Genomic DNA, 3,607 nt, shown 5'->3' with positions numbered 1-3,607 from the left:
GTCAAGGGTTGTTCGCGTCGTAATGATGCGCGAAAACGTTCAGTTCTGGGTATTGCGTGTTTCTGAAAAAGAATAAACAACGAGCTAAGAGGCGGTGTGTGTTTAAGAGGAGAGGGGAGCACTGGCCGAGCGTGGCCGGCCAGTGGCGAACATCAGTTATGGGCGCGAGCGACGCGTCCTGCGCATTGAAGCGTGTATCCGCCTGCATACGCGGGGATAAACAGTGACTGGCCTTTTTTGAGTGTCACCGTTTCACCACTTGCATGAGAGACCGTCATTACGTCATCAAGAGGCAAGAGAATCTCCGCGCTGTGTGTGGTGATTGTTTGCTGATTGGCCGACAGATAGACAGTGAATTTGAAATCGGGGACTGGGATTGGATAACTCAATACCTGACCATCGACTTGCGGTGCCAAAAGCAAAGTTTCAGCCGGCTTTTCTTCAAACAGGGTACAGCTCACCAGTTCCTCGACGTCCATATGCTTGGGCGTCAATCCGGCGCGCAGTACGTTGTCTGAGTTGGCCATGATCTCCAGCCCGGTGCCTTTCAGGTAAGCGTGCGGGGTACGTGCATCCAGGAACATGGCTTCGCCCGGTTGTAGCGTTAGGACATTCAGCATCAGCGGAGCGAACAAACCAATGTCACCCGGGTATTGGTCTGCCAGTTCAAGAATAAGCGCGAACAGAGGTTCGCCTTTATGGGTATCGGCGTAAGTCAGTAACGCGTCCACCGCTTGTGCTTTCTGCTCACCTTGCAGTGACAGTAACTCGGTAAAAAACTGCGCTAAGCCTGCTGATGTCAGGTTCTGAGTAAACGCGTTAACCAGTGACGAAATGGCACTGATGTTCAGGGCTGAAAATAGCGCTGAAATTTGAGCAAATGAACGAAACCCGTTCATCGCCTGATACGGAGTCAGGGCGTATACCAGCTCAGGTTTGTGGTTGGGATCTTTGTAGTTGCGGTGGCCGGCTGTCAGAGGGATGCCAGCTTGTTGCTCTTTAGCATATCCGGCTTCGGCTTCGGCTTTGCTCGGATGAACCTGAATGGACAGTGCGTTAGCCGCAGCGAGGACTTTAAACAGATAAGGCAGTTCGCCAAAACGTGCATTGGTATCGGCAGACAAAAACGCATCTTTGTCGGTGGCGATTAAGTCAGACAGCAGTGTAGAGTGCTGGTTGATCTCAGTACGGGAACAACCATTCGGGTGTGCGCCCATCCAAATCTCAGCTTGTGGCTGGTTGGTCGGGTTTTCGATATTGAACAACTGGCTGATTGACGTTGTGCTTCCCCAGGCATAATTCTGGATCACGTTGTCCATGGGGTAGAAGCAGCGGGGATGCGGTTCGTGGATAGACATCTTGTAATTACCTTACGAAAAAGCTCCCGAATGGAGCGGGAGTACAACAAATGGCCATTCAGGGAATGGTCAGGAGCATAGCACCAGTTTGACATCTGGTTTGCGTTGTAAAAAGCTGGCTCATTTTAACAGAGCCAACTTAAAATTTCGCGTATTGAAGTCAAGGCTGGCTTATGCCGCGACCGCTGCGAGCTTGGCTTTACGCACTTTTTTCAACGTGACACATGCAATACCAGTGACGATTGCGCCTGCGGCCATACACACTAGCGCCAGCAATGGTTTGTTCATCGCGCCGAGTAGGGCGACCACAGGTCCTCCGTGGGCGACGCTGTTAGTGATGCCAAATGAGAAAGCCATAACAGCCGCGACCATTGAGCCGAGTACGTTCGCCGGAATAACCGACATGGGGTCCTGAGCTGCAAATGGAATTGCGCCTTCTGAAATGCCGACCAGACCCATCGCGCCCGCCGCTTTACCGGCCTCAATTTCCGAGTCTTCGAACAGATTCAGTTTACGGCCTAATACCGTTGCTAACGCCATGCCCAGCGGAGCCACAGGAATAGCGCAGGCCATCGCGCCCATAAACTGGGTCTGGCCGCTGGCAATCATGCCGACGGAGAACAAGAACGCTACTTTGTTGAAGGGGCCACCCATGTCGAAGCCAGCCATGCCACCCAGTACGATACCCAACAGTACAACGTTGCCGGTGCTCATGGCTGTCAGCATCGCGGTCAGGCTGTCCATCAGGCTCGCAATCGGTGCACCAATGACGAAAATAAACAGACCGGAGATAAACAAAGAGCCTGCAATGGGTGCAATCATGATTGGCACCAACGGCTGAATGAATTTGTGGTAGTTGATGCTGGTCAGCCACTTCACAAAGTATCCCACTAGCAGACCTGCGATGATCGCGCCAATAAAGCCCGTGCCAGCTTCAGCGCCATAGAAAGATCCGTTGTTGGCTATCCAGCCACCAATCAGGCCTGGCGCCAGCGCAGGACGATCGGCAATGGCATACGCAATGTAACCCGCCAGAATTGGGATCATCAACTGGAAGGCGACTACGCCGGTATCCAGCACTTTTTGCCACATACTGCCAGCCGGAATAGCCATGCCCGCTTCAGTCGGTTGGCCACCGATGGCCAGCGACAGTGCGATCAGCAGGCCGCCGGTGACAACGAACGGGATCATATGAGAAACCCCGTTCATCAGGTAGCGGTACAGATTCGAGCGTGCCTGAGAGGCTTTGCTGGCGGCAGATTCCTGAGGCTTTGCAGACGCATCCGCTTGGTAAGTCGGAGCAGACAGCGCTTGTTTGATCAAACCTTCAGCATCGCGAATCGGTGCTTTGACCCCTGTTTCTATTACGCGCTTACCCGCAAAGCGGGTCATGTCGACCTGCTTGTCACAGGCGACAACGATCGCATCGGCACGGGCAATGTCTTCCGCAGTCGGGCTGTTTTTTACCCCGATGGAGCCATTGGTTTCAACTTTGACTTCATAGCCCAGCGCCGCCGCCCCTTTTTCCAGGGCTTCGGCCGCTAGATAGGTGTGAGCAACGCCGGCAGGGCAGCCAGTGACACCGATGATGAAACCGTTAGTGGCGTCTGGCAAATCCGTTGGCGTACTCTCTTTTTGTAACAACAGGGCTAATGCATCGGAAGGTGTATCAACCTGGAGGAAGCGCTCAATAAATCCGTCCTCAATCAGTTTGGACGACAGCTCGGCCAGAACTTCAATATGGTGGTTAGCACCACCGTCGGGTGATGCAATCATGAAAAATAAGCGAGAAGGTTGCCCGTCTTCGGCGCCATAGTCGATCCCCTGACGACTCACACCAATGACGACCGCCGGCTCTACCACAGCAGCGCTTTTCGCATGTGGCAGGGCGACTCCGTCTTCAAACCCGGTATTCCCCAGCTCTTCTCGGGCTTTGATGTCCGCCAGAAACTGGGCTTTGTCGCTGATGCGCCCCTGGTTTGCCAGAACATCGATCAGTTCAGCAAAAACGTCGTCTTTGCTGGTCGCGGCGAGGTCCAGCTTTATCAGGTCCTCATTGATCAATTGAGTGATCATGTCATACACCCCCGTAGGATTATTCTTGTTGTTTTGTTATTTGATGCTGACATTGTGGATCCGCAAACTCACTTCATATAGTGAAGAAAAGATGCATTTACTGGATTATTGTAACCTATAACTTTAAACGTGATCTGTATCTCTTTTCGTTGAGTTAAATGGATGGTTATTGT

The 3,607-nt window shown here is 52.6% G+C and carries 2 protein-coding genes; both read right to left on the bottom strand.

What is annotated here, in order from left to right:
* Positions 1–152: 152 nt before the first annotated feature.
* Positions 153–1,358 carry a mannose-6-phosphate isomerase, class I gene (gene manA / locus CAG65_RS16920; protein ID WP_237668842.1) on the bottom strand — a complete coding sequence of 402 codons (1,206 nt, stop codon included), beginning with the start codon at positions 1,356–1,358 and terminating at the stop codon, positions 153–155.
* A gap of 171 nt (positions 1,359–1,529) precedes the next feature.
* On the bottom strand, positions 1,530–3,434 hold the full coding sequence (locus tag CAG65_RS16915; protein WP_161454370.1) for a PTS fructose transporter subunit IIABC: 1,905 nt from the start codon (positions 3,432–3,434) through the stop codon (positions 1,530–1,532).
* Positions 3,435–3,607 lie beyond the last annotated feature (173 nt).

The sequence above is a fragment of the Vibrio sp. V39_P1S14PM300 genome (genome assembly GCF_009904765.1).
GTDB lineage: Bacteria > Pseudomonadota > Gammaproteobacteria > Enterobacterales > Vibrionaceae > Vibrio > Vibrio proteolyticus.
The sequence above is the reverse complement of the archived record's forward strand: the minus strand, read 5'-3'. Positions and strand labels throughout refer to the sequence as shown.

Coding starts and splice junctions, on each gene's coding strand:
- CAG65_RS16915 (WP_161454370.1), bottom strand. CDS start 3,434: ATGATCACTCAATTGATCAATGAGGACCTGATAAAGCTGGACCTCGCC.
- manA (WP_237668842.1), bottom strand. CDS start 1,358: ATGTCTATCCACGAACCGCATCCCCGCTGCTTCTACCCCATGGACAAC.